This is a genomic window from Streptomyces sp. NPDC048415, from assembly GCF_040651675.1.
Lineage (GTDB): Bacteria > Actinomycetota > Actinomycetes > Streptomycetales > Streptomycetaceae > Streptomyces.
In genome coordinates this window covers 19,595-35,647 of the sequence record NZ_JBEZKJ010000084.1, presented here as the reverse complement: position 1 = coordinate 35,647, position 16,053 = coordinate 19,595, and the positions used below count along the sequence as shown (strand labels likewise).

16 protein-coding genes are annotated in these 16,053 nt (G+C 70.1%); 8 read left to right on the top strand and 8 right to left on the bottom strand.

Annotated elements, in window-relative coordinates:
* Positions 1-749 precede the first annotated feature (749 nt).
* The 5 genes from acs to AB0D27_RS35815 all read left to right on the top strand — a co-directional run bounded on the left by acs (position 750) and on the right by AB0D27_RS35815 (position 6,109).
* A complete protein-coding gene (gene acs / locus AB0D27_RS35835) occupies positions 750-2,750 on the top strand; it encodes an acetate--CoA ligase (RefSeq protein WP_362516956.1) in 2,001 nt (666 codons plus the stop codon).
* A 198-nt stretch (positions 2,751-2,948) separates the two neighbouring features.
* A complete protein-coding gene (nhaA, locus tag AB0D27_RS35830) occupies positions 2,949-4,346 on the top strand; it encodes a Na+/H+ antiporter NhaA (RefSeq protein WP_362516953.1) in 1,398 nt (465 codons plus the stop codon).
* A 43-nt stretch (positions 4,347-4,389) separates the two neighbouring features.
* On the top strand, positions 4,390-4,866 hold the full coding sequence (locus AB0D27_RS35825; protein WP_362516951.1) for a phage holin family protein: 477 nt from the start codon (positions 4,390-4,392) through the stop codon (positions 4,864-4,866).
* Positions 4,863-5,801: an alpha/beta hydrolase gene (locus AB0D27_RS35820; protein ID WP_362516948.1), complete on the top strand. Its 939-nt coding sequence runs from the start codon at positions 4,863-4,865 to the stop codon at positions 5,799-5,801. Before AB0D27_RS35825 ends, AB0D27_RS35820 begins: the two co-directional genes overlap by 4 nt.
* 128 nt (positions 5,802-5,929) lie before the next feature.
* Entirely contained in the window at positions 5,930-6,109 is a 180-nt protein-coding gene (locus AB0D27_RS35815) for a hypothetical protein (protein ID WP_362516947.1), read from the top strand.
* 53 nt (positions 6,110-6,162) lie between these two features.
* Here the strand turns inward: AB0D27_RS35815 and AB0D27_RS35810 are convergent, their stop codons facing one another.
* From AB0D27_RS35810 to nth, 3 genes are all read right to left on the bottom strand, one after another.
* Positions 6,163-7,362, bottom strand: a complete 1,200-nt coding sequence (locus AB0D27_RS35810; protein WP_362516944.1) for a MarP family serine protease — start codon at positions 7,360-7,362, stop codon at positions 6,163-6,165.
* Between the two features lie 96 nt (positions 7,363-7,458).
* A complete protein-coding gene (locus AB0D27_RS35805) occupies positions 7,459-8,154 on the bottom strand; it encodes a CoA pyrophosphatase (protein WP_362516941.1) in 696 nt (231 codons plus the stop codon).
* A gap of 52 nt (positions 8,155-8,206) precedes the next feature.
* Positions 8,207-9,202, bottom strand: a complete 996-nt coding sequence (nth, locus tag AB0D27_RS35800; protein WP_362516938.1) for an endonuclease III — start codon at positions 9,200-9,202, stop codon at positions 8,207-8,209.
* 336 nt (positions 9,203-9,538) lie between these two features.
* On the opposite strand from nth, the gene AB0D27_RS35795 reads away from it, so the two are divergent.
* Positions 9,539-10,213: a Crp/Fnr family transcriptional regulator gene (locus AB0D27_RS35795; protein WP_006382668.1), complete on the top strand. Its 675-nt coding sequence runs from the start codon at positions 9,539-9,541 to the stop codon at positions 10,211-10,213.
* 225 nt (positions 10,214-10,438) lie between these two features.
* On the opposite strand, the gene AB0D27_RS35790 is transcribed toward AB0D27_RS35795, so the two are convergent.
* From AB0D27_RS35790 to AB0D27_RS35775, 4 genes are all read right to left on the bottom strand, one after another.
* Positions 10,439-11,269, bottom strand: coding sequence for an MBL fold metallo-hydrolase (locus AB0D27_RS35790; protein ID WP_362516935.1), 831 nt, complete (start codon positions 11,267-11,269; stop codon positions 10,439-10,441).
* Positions 11,266-12,135, bottom strand: a complete 870-nt coding sequence (locus tag AB0D27_RS35785) for an NUDIX hydrolase (RefSeq protein WP_362516932.1) — start codon at positions 12,133-12,135, stop codon at positions 11,266-11,268. Before AB0D27_RS35785 ends, AB0D27_RS35790 begins: the two co-directional genes overlap by 4 nt.
* Before the next feature lie 180 nt (positions 12,136-12,315).
* Positions 12,316-12,786 carry a RidA family protein gene (locus AB0D27_RS35780; RefSeq protein ID WP_362516929.1) on the bottom strand — a complete coding sequence of 157 codons (471 nt, stop codon included), beginning with the start codon at positions 12,784-12,786 and terminating at the stop codon, positions 12,316-12,318.
* Complete coding sequence (locus AB0D27_RS35775) at positions 12,783-12,944, bottom strand: DUF4177 domain-containing protein (RefSeq protein WP_075033571.1); 162 nt, start codon at positions 12,942-12,944, stop codon at positions 12,783-12,785. Before AB0D27_RS35775 ends, AB0D27_RS35780 begins: the two co-directional genes overlap by 4 nt.
* Before the next feature lie 95 nt (positions 12,945-13,039).
* Here AB0D27_RS35775 and AB0D27_RS35770 point away from each other — a divergent pair, with 95 nt between their 5' ends.
* A complete protein-coding gene (locus tag AB0D27_RS35770; RefSeq protein ID WP_362516926.1) occupies positions 13,040-14,017 on the top strand; it encodes an ArsA-related P-loop ATPase in 978 nt (325 codons plus the stop codon).
* Positions 14,014-15,300, top strand: coding sequence for an ArsA family ATPase (locus tag AB0D27_RS35765; protein WP_362516923.1), 1,287 nt, complete (start codon positions 14,014-14,016; stop codon positions 15,298-15,300). Before AB0D27_RS35770 ends, AB0D27_RS35765 begins: the two co-directional genes overlap by 4 nt.
* Positions 15,301-15,405: 105 nt before the next feature.
* Here the strand turns inward: AB0D27_RS35765 and wblA are convergent, their stop codons facing one another.
* Positions 15,406-15,744 (bottom strand): transcriptional regulator WblA, encoded by a 339-nt coding sequence (gene wblA / locus AB0D27_RS35760; protein WP_028799159.1) that lies wholly within the window; start codon positions 15,742-15,744, stop codon positions 15,406-15,408.
* Between the last annotated feature and the right edge of the window lie 309 nt (positions 15,745-16,053).

The following is a 16,053-nucleotide window of genomic DNA, read 5'->3' as shown; positions in this document are numbered from 1 at the left end:
CGGGCGAAGGCCGGTGGCGAGGTTGCCGAGACCCGCCCGTACGGAGATCCGGGCGCGCAGCGGAAGCAGTGCCGACTCGACTTCGCACGCCCCGTACCCCGTCCTCGCCGACGTACCTCGTACTCGGCGGCTGACGCGGCGGGTGGGTACCCCGCGCAGCCCGCCGCCATGGCGACGGACGGGTCGGCTCCGCAGCGCCGGTCTCCCGCTGCCCGCACGTCGGCTGGCCCAGCGCCGGTCTCCCGCCGTCCCCGCGCCGGCTCCGCAGCGCCGGTCTCGCGCCTCACCCACGTCGGCTGGGCCCAGCGCCGTTCCCCCTCCCCCGCGTCGGCTCCCCAGCGCCGGCCCCCCGCCGTCCCCCACATCGGCTTCGGCGGCGTCCGCCTCCCGCAGCCCCCCGCACGGCTTCGGCGGCGCCGGTCTCGCGCCGATTCCGCCTCGGCTGGGTGAGCCGGTCGGCCGTGTCCTCGGGGCGGGGTCCCCCCGGTTCGGGCGAAGTCGAGAACTTGGAGGAGGGTCGGCTCGAGACTCGGGAAGCGATACCGAGTGAACCCGACCATCGACCCGTACGTGCCTCGGAGTGTGTCCCTCGTGAAGCACCGGGGCCCCAGCCCGCGGCTCGCAGGCCACGCCGTCCAGCCCGCGACCCGCAGCGCACTCTGCGGACGCCGCGTACCCTCCGATCCACAAACAGGTCTAAACCAATTTGAGGTCGGCCCTTGTCACCGAGCCCCCTGGTCTGATGAGCTGTGGCCTGGGACACAACGGACACCCTGGGAAAGGGAGATGTCGTGAGCAACGAAAGCCTGGCCAACCTGCTGAAGGAAGAGCGCAGGTTCGCGCCGCCCGCCGACCTGGCCGCGAACGCCAACGTCACGGCGGAGGCGTATGAGCAGGCCAAGGCTGACAGGCTCGGCTTCTGGGCCGAGCAGGCCCGCCGGCTGACCTGGGCCACCGAGCCGACCGAGACGCTGGACTGGTCGAACCCGCCGTTCGCCAAGTGGTTCAAGGACGGCAAGCTCAATGTCGCGTACAACTGCGTGGACCGGCATGTCGAGGCCGGGAACGGCGACCGCGTCGCCATCCACTTCGAGGGCGAGCCGGGCGACAGCCGGGCCATCACCTACGCCGAGCTCAAGGACGAGGTCAGCAAGGCGGCGAACGCGCTGACCGAGCTGGGAGTTGGCAAGGGCGACCGGGTCGCCGTATACCTGCCGATGATCCCCGAGGCGGTCGTCGCGATGCTGGCCTGTGCCCGTATCGGCGCCGCGCACTCGGTCGTCTTCGGCGGCTTCTCCGCGGAGGCTATCGCCACCCGCATCCAGGACGCGGACGCCAAGCTGGTCATCACCTCCGACGGCGGCTACCGGCGCGGCAAGCCGGCCGCCCTCAAGCCGGCCGTCGACGACGCGGTGAGCCGGGTCGACGGGGTCGACAAGGTGCTCGTGGTGCGCCGGACGGGGCAGGACGTCGCGTGGACCGAGGGCCGGGACGTGTGGTGGCACGAGATCGTCGAGCGGCAGTCCGCCGAGCACACACCGGAGGCGTTCGACGCCGAGCAGCCGCTGTTCATCCTCTACACGTCCGGGACGACGGGTAAGCCGAAGGGCATCCTGCACACCTCGGGCGGCTACCTCACACAGGCCTCGTACACCCACCACGCCGTCTTCGACCTCAAGCCGGAGACCGACGTGTACTGGTGCACGGCCGACATCGGCTGGGTCACCGGACACTCGTACATCACGTACGGGCCGCTTTCGAACGGTGCGACGCAGGTGATGTACGAGGGCACCCCGGACACCCCGCACCAGGGACGGTTCTGGGAGATCGTGCAGAAGTACGGGGTGACCATCCTGTACACGGCGCCCACGGCGATCCGCACCTTCATGAAGTGGGGCGACGACATCCCCGCGAAGTTCGACCTCAGCAGCCTGCGCGTGCTGGGGTCCGTCGGCGAACCCATCAACCCCGAGGCCTGGATCTGGTACCGCAAGCACATCGGTGCCGACCGGACACCCATCGTCGACACCTGGTGGCAGACCGAGACCGGCGCGATGATGATCTCGCCGCTGCCGGGGGTCACCGAGACCAAGCCGGGGTCCGCGCAGCGGCCGCTGCCGGGCATCGCGGCGACGGTCGTCGACGACGAGGCGCGGGAAGTGCCGAACGGCGGCGGCGGTTACCTCGTCCTCACCGAGCCGTGGCCGGCGATGCTGCGCACCATCTGGGGCGATGACCAGCGGTTCCTCGACACGTACTGGTCGCGCTTCGAGGGCAAGTACTTCGCCGGGGACGGTGCCAAGAAGGACGAGGACGGGGACATCTGGCTGCTGGGCCGGGTCGACGACGTGATGCTGGTGTCCGGGCACAACATCTCGACGACCGAGGTCGAGTCGGCGCTCGTCTCGCACCCGTCGGTCGCCGAGGCAGCGGTCGTGGGCGCGGCGGACGAGACGACCGGGCAGTCGATCGTCGCGTTCGTGATCCTGCGTGGGACGGCTTCCGCCGAGGACGACGGGCTGGTGGCCGATCTGCGCAATCACGTGGGCGCCACGCTCGGGCCCATCGCCAAGCCGAGGCGGATCCTGCCGGTGGCCGAGCTGCCGAAGACCCGGTCCGGCAAGATCATGCGCCGTCTGCTGCGCGATGTCGCCGAGAACCGCGAACTCGGCGATGTCACCACGCTCACCGACTCCACGGTGATGGACCTGATCCAGACGAAGCTGCCGGCCGCGCCGAGCGAGGACTGAGTGCGTCACTGAGTACGACATCGAGGGGCATCCGGCAGCGCGCCGGATGCCCCTTTTTGTCCGCATAGCCGAAAATGTGGCTGTAATAACAAGGTAAAGTGGCCGCTTCAGGGTGCGCCGGGAAGTCTGGTCGGCAACGCCGTCAGCGATCCCGCGTGACGGCCGTCAGCCAGCCGTACTGACCCGGAGGTCTCCGCCGTGGCCGCGCCCCGCACTCCCACCCGCAAGTTCCTCGGCCGGCTGTCCCTGCCGGAACGGAACTTCGTCGCGGACGCGCTGCGCACCGAGACCGTGGGCGGCGTACTGCTGCTGGTCGCCGCGATCGCCGCGCTGATCTGGGCGAACACCCCGCTGCGGGACAGTTACGCGAGCGTCGGCCACTTCCACTTCGGTCCTGCCGCGCTCGGGCTCGATCTGTCCGTAGAGCACTGGGCGGCCGACGGACTGCTCGCCGTGTTCTTCTTCGTCGCCGGGATCGAGCTCAAGCGCGAGCTGGTGGCCGGCGATCTGCGGGACCCGAAGGCCGCGCTGCTGCCGGTCGTCGCGGCGCTCTGCGGTATGGCCGTGCCCGCGCTCGTCTATGTCCTCACGAACGTGTTCGGCGGGGGCTCCCTCGACGGGTGGGCCGTCCCCACCGCCACCGACATCGCCTTCGCACTCGCCGTGCTCGCCGTGATCGGAACCTCCCTGCCGTCCGCCCTGCGCGCCTTCCTGCTCACACTCGCCGTCGTCGACGATCTGTTCGCGATCCTGATCATCGCGGTCTTCTTCACCGAGAAGATCGACTTCGCGGCGCTCGGCGGGGCGGTCGTCGGACTCGCCGTCTTCTGGCTGCTGCTGCGCACGGGCGTACGCGGCTGGTACGTGTACGTTCCGCTCGCGCTCGTCATCTGGGGGCTGATGTACAACAGCGGCATCCACGCCACCATCGCCGGTGTCGCGATGGGCCTGATGCTGCGCTGCCACCGCCACGAGGGCGAGGAGCACTCCCCCGGCGAGCACATCGAGCATCTCGTGCGGCCTGTCTCCGCCGGACTCGCCGTGCCGCTGTTCGCCCTGTTCAGCGCGGGGGTCACGGTCTCCGGTGGGGCGCTGGGAGATGTGTTCACCCGGCCCGAGACCCTCGGTGTGGTGCTTGGACTCGTGGTCGGCAAGTCGGTCGGCATCTTCGGCGGCACCTGGCTGACGGCACGGTTCACCAGGGCCTCGCTCAGTGAGGACCTGGCCTGGGCCGACGTCGCCGCCGTCGCCTCCCTCGCCGGGATCGGCTTCACCGTCTCGCTGCTCATCGGCGAGCTCGCCTTCGACGGCGACGCGCTGCTCACCGACGAGGTCAAGGCCGCCGTCCTGGTCGGCTCGCTCATCGCGGCCGTCCTCGCCACGGTGCTGCTGAAGATACGCAACGCCAAGTACCACGCGCTGTGCGAAGCGGAGGAGCGTGACGAGGACCGCGACGGCATCCCCGACATCTACGAGCAGGAGAACCCGGCGTACCACCTGCGGATGGCCGAGATCTACGAGCGCAAGGCCGCCGAGCACCGCAGGCTTGCCGAAGTAGCAGCCGGGGCAAGCGAGGGGGACGACGGTCCGGCATGATCTGACAGGACCGCACAAACACATGCAGAAGAGGGAGATCGCGATGAGCGCACCCGACGGCAGCCCGGTCGGCGCCGAACGCAGCATCGGCCAGCTGTTCGCCTCGGCGACGACCGAGATGTCCGCGCTGGTGCACGACGAGATCGCGCTGGCGAAGGCGCAGCTCAAGCACGACGTCAAGCGCGGTGCGGTCAGCGGCGGCGCGTTCTCGGTGGCCGGCGCGGTGCTGATCTTCTCCCTGCCGATGCTGAACTTCGCCCTCGCGTACGGCATCCGGACCTGGAGCCACTGGAACCTCGCGGTCTGCTTCGTGCTGTCCTTCGCCGCGAACGTGCTGGTCGCCGGGTTGCTCGCGCTGATCGGCGTGGTCTTCGCGAAGAAGGCCAAGAAGAGCCAGGGACCGCAGAAGGTCGCTGCCTCGATGAAGGAGACGGCGGGCGTCCTGCAGAACGCCAAGCCGCATCCCCGCAACGAGCGGGTCGAGGACGCGGTCGCGGCTGTGGCACGCTCATCCTCATGACGGACCCCGCCACACCTTCGGCGCAACCGACCTCGGCCGTACGGCTGGATGGTCCCTGGAGTCACAGGGACGTCGCCGCGAACGGCGCGCGCTTCCACATCGCCGAGATGGGCGACGGGCCGCTCGTCCTGCTGCTGCACGGCTTCCCGCAGTTCTGGTGGGCCTGGCGCCATCAGCTGGTGGCGCTCGCCGACGCGGGCTTCCGGGCCGTGGCCATGGATCTGCGGGGTGTCGGGGGCAGCGACCGCACCCCGCGCGGTTACGACCCCGCCAACCTCGCGCTCGACATCACCGGGGTCGTACGGTCCCTCGGCGAGCCCGATGCCGCGCTGGTCGGGCACGATCTGGGCGGCTACCTGGCGTGGACGGCGGCCGTCATGCGGCCCAAGCTCGTACGCCGGCTCGCGGTGTCGTCGATGCCGCATCCCCGGCGTTGGCGCTCCGCCATGCTGTCCGACGTCAAGCAGTCGGCCGCGGGCTCCTACATCTGGGGGTTCCAGCGGCCGTGGGTTCCGGAGCGTCAACTCGTCGCGGACGACGGCGCCCTGGTGGGTCGTCTGGTACGGGACTGGTCGGGGCCCCGGCTGCCGGACGACGAGGCCGTGGAGACGTACCGCCGTGCCATGTGCATTCCGTCGACGGCGCACTGCTCGATCGAGCCGTACCGGTGGATGGTGCGGTCCATCGCGCGCCCGGACGGCATCCAGTTCAACCGGCGCATGAAGCGGCCGGTGCGGGTACCGACGCTGCATCTGCACGGATCTCTCGATCCGGTGATGCGGACGCGGAGCGCGGCCGGATCCGGGGAGTACGTCGAAGCGCCATACCGCTGGCGGCTGTTCGACGGACTCGGACACTTTCCGCACGAAGAGGACCCGGTGGCCTTTTCCACCGAATTGGTCAACTGGCTGAAGGACCCCGAGCCCGATCGGTGACCGTTTGAACACGTTCGGTTTCCGGAGCGGGAACACCTGTCCTACGAACGGCCACTTGCCTGGCGCATAGGCCAATTGAGGGGCCGGGCGGCGGTTATCGACCTTGGGGCAAGGGCAGACGTCGGGGTATGGGCTGGACGCACGACTACAGTGACGCACCACGCAACCGCCGCTCGGCCGCGGGCCTGAGCTCTCACCAGAGGGGCACCCCGCAGCTGCCGGGTACGGACCTCAGGCTGGGGATTCCGCACATTCTGCGCCGCCGGGCCCGCTGGGTATCGGCGCGACTGCGTCACCCCCGCCCCTGACCCACCCTTGCGGGTCAGCGGCTACGTCACCCTCGCTCCTGCTCCGTTGAGGGTCACAGCGCGCAGCTGTCGCTGTCCACCTGCTGGTTGGCCGTACGCCCCTTGGTGATGTCCTCCTGGACCTCGTCCGCGGTGAGCGCGTACCCGGTGTCGGGGTCGTCGAGCGACTTCGCGAAGACGACGCCGTACACCCTGCCTTCGGGGGTGAGCAGCGGGCCGCCGGAGTTGCCCTGGCGGACCGTCGCGTAGAGCGAGTAGACATCGCGGCGCACCGTTTTGCGGTGGTAGATGTCCGGGCCGTTGGCCGTGATGCGGCCGCGCACGCGCGCGGGCTGGACGTTGTACGAGCCGTTCTGCGGGAACCCGGCGACGATCGCGCTGTTGCCGCTTGCCGCGTCCTGAGTGGAGAACCGCAGCGCGGGTGCGTCCAGGGCGGGTACGTCGAGTACGGCGATGTCGCGCTCCCAGTCGTACAGGACGACCTTGGCGTCGTACTTCCGGCCCTCGCCGCCTATCTGCACGGTCGGCTCGTCGACCCCGCCGACCACGTGCGCGTTGGTCATCACGCGGCGGTCGCCGAAGACGAAGCCGCTGCCCTCGAGGACCTTGCCGCAGCTCTGGGCGGTGCCCATGACCTTGACGATGGACCTCTGCGCGCGGGTGGCCACGGGGCTGCGCGCGAGCGCCGAGTCAGGAGGCTGGACCTCGGTGATCGGCTCGTTGGCGAAGGGGCTGAAGACCTGCGGGAAGCCGTTCTGCGCGAGAACCGAGGAGAAGTCGGCGAACCAGGTGTTGGCCTGGGCGGGCAGGGCCCGCGACACGCCGAGCAGCACCTTGGAGTTGCGGACTTCCTTGCCGAGCGTCGGCAGCGTCGTACCCGCGAGGGCGGAGCCGATCAGCCAGGCCACGAGGAGCATCGCCACGACGTTGACGAGGGCGCCGCCCGTGGCGTCCAGGGCGCGGGCGGGGGACCACGTGATGTACCGGCGCAGCTTGTTGCCGAGGTGGGTGGTGAGGGCCTGGCCGACGGAGGCACAGACGATCACGACGACGACCGCGACGACGGCAGCGGTCGTACTCACCTTGGTGTCGTCGGTCGCCCAGCCCCAGATGACGGGGAGCACATAGACGGCGACGAGGCCACCGCCCAGGAAGCCGATCACCGACAGGATGCCGACGACGAAGCCCTGGCGATAGCCCACGATCGCGAACCACACGGCGGCGACCAGCAACAGGATGTCCAGCACGTTCACTGCTTCGAGCCTCGCCTCATCACTTTCCGGTCGCTGCCGTCCGGCCGGGGGTCTGGGGGTTGTCCCCCAGGCAAACACAGCACGGAGATCACCTTGTCATGCGCGCCAGTCGAGCGGGACCTGCTTGTCGCGGTCCCAGGGGCGCTCCCAGCCCGCGTAATGCAGGATCTTGTCGATCACGCCGGCCGTGAAGCCCCAGACCAGGGCGGATTCGACCAGAAATGCCGGGCCTCTGTGGCCGCTGGGGTGCACGGCCGTGGCGCGGTTGGCGGGATCCGTGAGATCCGCCACGGGGACCGTGAAGACCCGGGCCGTCTCACCCGGGTCCACGACGCCGACCGGGGTGGGGCGGCGCCACCAGCCAAGCACCGGGGTGACCACGAAGCCGCTCACCGGGATGTACAGCCTGGGCAGCACGCCGAAGAGCTGGACGCCGGTCGGATCGAGGCCGGTCTCCTCCTCGGCCTCGCGCAGGGCGGCCCGCAGCGGCCCGTCGGCCTTCGGGTCGCCGTCCTGCGGGTCGAGGGCGCCGCCGGGGAAGGAGGGCTGACCGGCGTGCGATCTCAGGGAGCTGGCGCGCTCCATGAGCAGCACCTCGGGGCCGCGCTCGCCCTCGCCGAACAGGATGAGGACGGCGGACTGGCGTCCCGCGCCGTTCTCCGGCGGCAGGAAGCGGCTCAGCTGGAGCGGCTCGACCGTCTCGGCGGCGTGCGCGACCGGGGTCAGCCAGTCGGGCAGACCGTCCCTGCTGAGCGTCACCGGCCCGCCCTGCGTGTTGCTCGCGCGCGTCATCGCCACCCCCGTTCTGCTCTTCTCAACGCCTGCTGGTGCTCTGTTCGTTCCGTCATCCGGCGCCCAGTGGGGGTGCGGGGATGCCGCCCGCGTCCAGATACGCCTGCGGGGGCTTGAGCCGCTGGCCGGGGAAGCCGCCCTTCTCGTACTTCAGGAGCTTCTTCGCCTTCTCGGGATCGGTCTCGCCCTCCCCGTACGCCGGGCAGAGCGGGGCGATGGGGCAGGCGCCGCAGGCCGGCTTGCGGGCGTGGCAGATGCGGCGGCCGTGGAAGATCACGTGGTGGGACAGCATCGTCCACTCGCTCTTCGGGAAGAGCGCGCCGACGGCCGCCTCGATCTTGTCCGGCTCCGTCTCCTCGGTCCACTGCCAGCGGCGGACGAGTCGCTGGAAGTGGGTGTCCACGGTGATTCCGGGACGTCCGAAGGCGTTCCCGAGCACGACGAAGGCGGTCTTCCGGCCGACTCCCGGAAGCTTGACGAGGTCTTCCAAACGACCGGGCACCTCACCCCCGAAGTCGTCCCGCAGGGCCCTGGAGAGCCCTATCACCGACTTGGTCTTGGCCCGGAAGAACCCGGTCGGGCGCAGGATGTCCTCGACCTCCTCCGGGTTGGCCTCGGCCAAGTCCTCGGGGGTCGGGTACTTGGCGAAGAGCGCCGGGGTCGTCTGGTTCACCCGCAGGTCGGTGGTCTGGGCCGACAGGACCGTGGCGATGATCAGCTGGAAGGGGTTCTCGAAGTCGAGCTCCGGGTGGGCGTACGGGTACACCTCGGCGAGCTCGCGGTTGATGCGGCGGGCTCGGCGGACGAGAGCGGTGTCTGGCGCGGGCGCCTTCTGCGGGGACTTCTTGGCGGGGGGTGACTTCTTGCCTGCGGCGGCTGCGGACTTGGCGGCTGCGGTCTTTGCGGCTGCGGTCTTCTTTTCGGGTACGGCCTTCTTGGTGGCCGTCGCCTTCTTGTTCTTGGCGGCCTTCTTTGGCGGGGCTTTCGCGGGCGCCTTTGCTGCAGCCTTGACCGGCGTCTCCGTCGGCACCTCCGTCGACGCCTTCACCGGCGTCGACTTTGCCGCTTTTGTCGGATTCTCGGTTCCGTCGGGGGCCTGTTCGCCCACAGCGGAATCACGACGTACAACCACCCGTCCAGCCCCCTTGGCCTGTGCTCTCACCGGCGATTTGGACACCCGGCCAGCCTAAAGCCCGGCACCGACATCCGCCCCGGACCCGGGAGATCGGCCCCCAATTGGCCCCCTGCCGCACTCGCTGGGACGCCAGTGCGGCAGACTTGTGACTGATCACACTGTTTGGACCGTCCGGCAAGATGGGGAACACGGTCCCCTGGTACCAAGGGGGAGCAAGATCCCCTGAGCAGGTCGACAAGGAGAGAACTCGTGGACGACGTTCTGCGGCGCGCCCCGCTCTTCGCGGCGCTCGATGACGAGCAGGCCGCGGAGCTCCGCGCCTCCATGAGTGAGGTGACCCTCGCGCGCGGTGACGCTCTCTTTCATGAGGGCGACCCCGGAGACCGCCTCTACGTGGTCACCGAGGGCAAGGTGAAGCTCCACCGCACCTCCCCCGACGGCCGCGAGAACATGCTGGCCGTTCTCGGCCCCGGTGAGCTGATCGGCGAGCTGTCGCTGTTCGACCCGGGCCCGCGCACGGCGACCGCCACCGCGCTGACCGAGGTCAAGCTGCTGGGCCTCGGCCACGGCGACCTCCAGCCGTGGCTGAACGCGCGTCCCGAGGTGGCCGCCGCCCTGCTGCGCGCCGTCGCCCGGCGCCTGCGCAAGACCAACGACCAGATGTCCGACCTGGTCTTCTCGGACGTCCCGGGCCGCGTGGCCCGCGCCCTCCTGGACCTCTCGCGCCGCTTCGGCGTGCAGTCCGAAGAGGGCATCCACGTCGTGCACGACCTCACGCAGGAGGAGCTGGCCCAGCTGGTCGGCGCGTCGCGTGAGACCGTCAACAAGGCACTCGCCGACTTCGCCGGGCGCGGGTGGCTCCGCCTGGAGGCGCGCGCGGTGATTCTGCTGGACGTGGAGAGGCTCGCGAAGCGGTCACGCTGACGCTGGGTCTTGGCCGTACGCACACGGGGTCCCGCCTTCTTGGGAGGCGGGACCCCGTCGCGCTTGCCGCGGGCGGTTTTCGCCCCCGCCCGCCCCCACCCGCCCCTGCCCTTCCCCACTCTCGGCTTCGCTCGAGCGGGGAGACCTTCATCGCCCTTGGGGGCTCCGCGCCCAAGCCCCCGCTCCTCAAACGCCAAAGAGGCTGTCTCCAGCCCTGCTGACGGCCTAGATGAGGCCGTGCTCGCTCAGGTACTCCAGCTGGGCACGCACCGACAACTCCGCCGCGGGCCAGAGCGAACGGTCCACGTCCGCGTACACATGCGCGACGACCTCACCAGGCGACCGGTAGCCGTTCTCGACCGCCGTCTCGATTTGGGCGAGCCGGTGGGCACGGTGGGCGAGATAGAACTCGACGGCGCCTTGGGCGTCTTCGAGGACGGGTCCGTGACCGGGCAGGACGGTGTGGACGCCGTCGTCGACTGTCAGGGAGCGCAGCCGGCGCAGGGAGTCGAGATAGTCGCCCAGGCGGCCGTCAGGGTGGGCCACCACGGTCGTGCCGCGCCCCAGGATGGTGTCACCGGTCAGAACGGCCCCGTCGGCCGGGAGATGGAAGCACAGTGAGTCCGCGGTGTGTCCGGGGGTCGGTACGACGCGCAGCTCGAGGCCGCCCACGATGATCACGTCTCCGGCGGCCAGCCCCTCGTGCCCGAGTCGCAGCGCCGGGTCCAGCGCCCGCACCTTCGTCCCCGTCAGCTCGGCGAACCGCGCGGCGCCCTCGGCGTGATCGGGATGCCCGTGCGTGAGCAGCGTCAGCGCGACCCGCTTCCCGGCCTTCTGCGCCGTATCCACGACACCGCGCAGATGTACGTCGTCCAGGGGCCCCGGGTCGATCACCACGGCGAGCTCGGAGTCCGGCTCGGAGACGATCCAGGTGTTAGTGCCGTCCAGGGTCATCGCGGAGGCGTTGGGGGCCAGGACGTTGACGGCGCGCTCAGTGGCGGGGCCGGAGAGGACCCCGCCTCTCGGCTGGCCGGGGAGTTCGGCTGCGTCGGTCATGCGGGGGCTCCACCGGTCGGGATGTGCTTGGTGAACTCGTCGTGTCCTGGCCAGGTGAGGACCACTTCGCCGTTCGCCAGGCGGGCCTTGGCCAGGACGGGGGTCAGATCGCGGGCGGGCGCGGCGGCGAGGGCGTCGGCGGCGCTGCCGTACGGGACGAGCTGGCGCAGGGTCGCGACGGTGGGCGGCATCATGAGCAGCTCACCCTTGTCGTACCGTTCCGCGGCGTCAGCGGGGCGGATCCACACCGTGCGGTCGGCCTCCGTGGAGGCGTTGCGGGTGCGCTGGCCCTCCGGGAGGGCGGCCACGAAGAACCAGGTGTCGTAGCGGCGGGTTTCGAACTCGGGGGTGATCCAGCGGGTCCAGGCGCCGAGCAGGTCGGACCTGAGGACGAGTCCACGGCGGTCGAGGAACTCGGCGAAGGAGAGGTCGCGGGCGACCAGGGCCGCGCGGTCCGCCTCCCACTGCTCGCCCGTGGTGTCCCCGACCACGGTGTCCGGGGCGGGCCCGGCGAGCAGGACGCCCGCCTCCTCGTACGTCTCCCGCACGGCCGCGCAGACGATGGCCTGGGCGGAGGTCTCGTCCACGCCCAGCCTTTTCGCCCACCACGCGCGCGTGGGGCCCGCCCAGCGGATCTGGTGGTCGTCGTCGCGCGGGTCCACGCCGCCGCCCGGATACGCGTACGCGCCCCCGGCGAAGGCCATGGAGGCGCGTCTGCGCAGCATGTGCACCGCGGGGGTGCCGTGGTCGTCCTTGAGCAGCATGACGGTGGCCGCCCGTCTGGGGGCCACCGGTGTCAGCGTGCCCTCCGCGAGCGCGCGGATCCGCTCGGGCCACTCCGGTGGAAACCACTGCCCATTCGCCATGGCCGGAGGCTATCCCGAGCCGGGCGGATGTTCGAGGCCTCCCCGCGCACTGGTGCGGCCACCTGCGTCTTTCGCCCCCGCCGCCCCTACCCTTCCCGTCCCTGGGGGCTCCGCCTGCAGACCCCCGTATCGCGCTTCGCGCTCGTCCTCAAACGCCGGACGGGCTGGATCGCGAACCTTCTACGGAGACGTCAGCTCCACCTGGATCTCGACCTCCACCGGCGCGTCCAGCGGCAGTACCGCGACACCCACCGCGCTGCGCGCATGGACGCCCTTGTCGCCCAGCACCGCGCCCAGGAGCTCACTCGCGCCGTTCAGGACACCGGGCTGACCGGTGAAGTCCGAGGCGGAAGCCACGAAGCCGACGACCTTCACCACACGCGCGATGCGGTCCAGGTCGCCCGCGACCGACTTGACCGCCGCCAGCGCGTTCAACGCACACGTGCGGGCCAGATCCTTGGCCTCCTCGGCCGTGACCTCCGCCCCCACCTTCCCGGTGACCGGAAGCTTGCCGTCCACCATCGGAAGCTGCCCCGCCGTGTACACGTACACACCCGACTGCACGGCCGGCTGGTACGCCGCCAGCGGCGGGACCACGTCCGGCAGGCTCAGCCCGAGTTCCGCGAGCTTCGACTCGACGGCGCCGCTCATGCCGACTTCTCCCGCTTCAGGTAGGCCACCAACTGCTCGGGGTTGTTCGGCCCGGGCACGACCTGGACGAGCTCCCAGCCGTCCTCGCCCCAGGTGTCCAGAATCTGCTTCGTGGCATGGACGAGCAGAGGCACGGTTGCGTATTCCCACTTGGTCATGTGGCCGACTGTAGCCGCTGCCGTGAGCAGCCCCACGCACACGTTGTCCACAGCCTCCTGCGTACTCCGGCGGCGGACTGGTTAGGCTCGAATACGTGAGCAGGCTCCAGGTCGTCAGCGGCAAGGGCGGTACCGGCAAGACCACGGTGGCCGCCGCCCTCGCGCTCGCCCTCGCGACCGAGGGCAAGCGCGCCCTCCTCGTCGAGGTCGAGGGCAGACAGGGCATCGCGCAGCTCTTCGAGACAGAGGCGCTGCCCTACGAGGAACGGAAGATCGCCGTCGCTCCGGGCGGCGGGGAGGTGTACGCCCTCGCCATCGACCCCGAACTGGCGCTACTGGACTACCTCCAGATGTTCTACAAACTGGGTGGCGCGGGCCGCGCCCTGAAGAAGCTGGGCGCGATCGACTTCGCGACGACGATCGCACCCGGCCTGCGCGACGTACTCCTCACCGGCAAGGCGTGCGAGGCCGTACGGCGCAAGGACAAGAGCGGGCGGTTCGCGTACGACTACGTGGTGATGGACGCGCCCCCCACAGGCCGCATCACCCGCTTCCTGAACGTGAACGACGAGGTGGCGGGCCTCGCCAAGATCGGCCCGATACACAATCAGGCACAGGCCGTCATGCGCGTCCTCAAGTCCCCGGAGACCGCCGTCCACTTGGTGACTCTCCTGGAAGAGATGCCCGTCCAGGAGACCACCGACGGGATCGCGGAACTGCGCGCCGCGAAACTGCCGGTGGGCCGGATCATCGTGAACATGGTGCGGCCCCGGGTGCTCGACGAGGCCGCCCTTGAGTTCACCCGGTCCGCCCCGCACACCGCCATCGCCCGGTCCCTGTCCGCGGCCGGCCTGGGCGGAGCGCGCCGCGGCGGGAACGCGGAGCGGCTCGTCGACCCGCTTCTCGAGCAGGCCGAGGAGTACGCCGAGCGGCACGCGCTGGAGCAGGAGCAGCGGACCGTACTGGCCGAGCTGGGCCTGCCGCTGCACGAACTACCGCTGCTCGCCGAGGGCATGGACCTGGCGGGCCTGTACGAACTGGCCACACAGCTGCGGAAGCAAGGGATGTCATGAGTCTGGACCCCGCCCGCGTCCTCGATGTCGACCCGCTGATCGACGACCCGAAGACCCGCATCGTGGTGTGCTGCGGCTCGGGAGGCGTCGGCAAGACGACCACGGCGGCAGCCCTGGGGCTGCGCGCAGCCGAGCGCGGCCGCAGGGTGGTCGTCCTCACCATCGACCCGGCGCGCCGGCTCGCCCAGTCGATGGGCATCGACTCGCTGGACAACACCCCGCGCCGGGTGAAGGGCGTCGAGGGCGACGGCGAGCTGCACGCCATGATGCTCGACATGAAGCGCACCTTCGACGAGATCGTCGAGGCGCACGCGGACGGCGAGCGGGCGGCCGTGATCCTCAACAACCCCTTCTACCAGTCGCTTTCGGCGGGCTTCGCGGGCACGCAGGAGTACATGGCGATGGAGAAGCTGGGCCAGCTGCGCGCCCGCGACGAGTGGGACCTCATCGTGGTCGACACGCCGCCGTCCCGCTCGGCGCTGGACTTCCTTGACGCCCCGAAGCGGCTCGGATCGTTCCTCGACGGACGACTGATCCGGCTGCTGACGGCACCGGCGAAGCTGGGCGGCCGGGCGGGGATGAAGTTCCTGAACGTCGGGATGTCGATGATGACCGGCACCCTGGGCAAGCTCCTGGGCGGCCAGCTCCTCAAGGACGTCCAGACGTTCGTCGCCGCGATGGACACCACGTTCGGCGGGTTCCGTACGCGCGCGGACGCCACGTACAAGCTGCTCCAGGCGCCCGGCACGGCGTTCCTGGTGGTGGCGGCCCCTGAGCGGGACGCGCTGCGCGAGGCCGCGTACTTCGTGGAGCGGCTGGCCGCCGAGGACATGCCGTTCGCCGGTCTGGTGCTCAACCGGGTCCATGGCAGCGGTGCCGCCCAGCTGTCCGCCGAGCGGGCGCTCGCCGCCGCGGAAAATCTTGAAGACGCCCGCATTGTGGATCAGGACGACGGGAAAGCTGGACTTCGTAACTCTCCCGACCCGTCCGGCAGTTCAGATTCTCCCGCTTCCCAGACCTCAGCTCCTGACGAAGGCTCCCCCGCCACCACGGACACGGAGCGATCCGTCGACCAACTCACCGCGGACCTGCTGAAGCTGCACGCCGAGCGGATGCAGCTGCTCTCCCGCGAGCAGCGCACGCGTGACCGCTTCACCGCGCTCCACCCCGAAGTGGCGGTGGCCGAAGTCGCCGCACTGCCGGGCGACGTACACGATCTCGTAGGGTTGCGGGACATCGGGGACCGGCTCGCGGCCAATCGGCCGGAGCTGCCCGAATCCTGAGAGTCGGAGGTGGCTCAGGGTGAACCTGAGAGAATCCGAGGTGGCTCAGGGGAACCTGATGAAGAACCCGCCGGAAACGCGCTGCCCCGTAGGGCGAACGCCCCCTCAGCCCACCGCCGCGTAGCGCTCGTACACCTCTTCCTCGTCGAGGGGCAGCAGGCCCGCGCCGCGCTCGTACTCCGTACGCGCGGTCTCCAGCAGGCGACGCCACGAGGTGACGGTCGGCCGGCGGCGCAGCAGCGCGCGGCGCTCCCGCTCCGTCATGCCACCCCACACGCCGAATTCGACGCGGTTGTCGAGCGCATCGGCGAGGCACTCCGTGCGTACCGGACATCCGGTGCACACTGCCTTCGCCCTGTTCTGCGCTGCTCCTTGAACGAACAGTTCATCTGGATCGGTAGTGCGGCAGGCCGCCTGCGCACTCCAGTCGGTTACCCAGCCCATACCGGCGCCGTCCTCTCCCGAATCGAGGCTCCCCCACGGCGGCAGCGGCATATGCACCGCCGCCAGTTGAGGACGTTACGGAAGGTGGGCACAGCGCAACACCCCCTTCGGGCCCAATCTTGAATGGCCCGAACGGACTATGCGTAAGCGGCAGATCACCCGGGGGAGTGAGCTGAGGACATGCGTGAGTATTCCGGCAATCCGGGACAGTTCAGTTGAGTCACAACGGACGCCGCGTGACACACAAGGCGGATTCGGACACGCGCCCAACAAGAAGCTGGGAGACCTCCGGAACGATTCGGGGTCGCC